Annotated in this window: 1 protein-coding gene and 1 pseudogene; both read right to left on the bottom strand. The window is 42.9% G+C overall.

The window, feature by feature from the left end:
• Positions 1–366 (bottom strand): annotated as a pseudogene (gene araQ, locus ACWHAR_RS27720) (arabinose ABC transporter permease AraQ); the annotation flags it as partial.
• A partial coding sequence (locus ACWHAR_RS27715) for a carbohydrate ABC transporter permease (protein ID WP_452088519.1) occupies positions 367–681 on the bottom strand: 315 nt, incomplete at its 5' end.

The following is a 681-nucleotide window of genomic DNA, read 5'->3' as shown; positions in this document are numbered from 1 at the left end:
CATCATAATAATCAGCACAAGAACAAAGATGATATTTCTGCCCTTAAAATCATAAACCGCAAGCCCGTACCCGATCATCGAAGAAAAAAACAGGGTGAGCACGGTTGTGAAAAGCCCAAGTACAAGACTGTTAAAAAACCATTTGAAATAAATGCTTCCGCCGTTAAACAGAAATGTATAATTATCAAGACTCATTACTTTAGGATCAATGTCGAGATTGAGCCCCACACGCAAAAGCTCAGATGACGGCTTTAATGATCCTAAAAGCAAACAGAAAATCGGAAAAAGATACAATAGGCTCAGCATAATAAAAAACAGGGTTAGCGCAATTCTATAAACGCTGAACTGAGGACTGTGCCGCAACATTTATCCCTCCCCCTTAAACGAGCCTGACAGCTTTAATGAAATCAGGCTGACAACAAGGATCACAATCAAAAGCACGATGCCGATGGCTGCTCCGTACCCCATTTCGTTGTAGGCAAGCCCCTGCTGATACAAATATCCGACAAGCGTCAGACCAATATTACCCGGGGAATTATTCTGCCAAAGGACGTAGCTTTCCTCAAACATCCTGAAGCCGCCGATAATGCTGATGGTCAGCACATATACGGTTACAGGCTTGAGAAACGGGAGCGTGATGTGCAGAAATTTTTTCATTGTATTCGCGCCGTCTATATCAGC

The organism is Bacillus sp. LR--39 (assembly GCF_053613335.1).
This window is presented reverse-complemented; position numbering and strand designations above follow the sequence as displayed.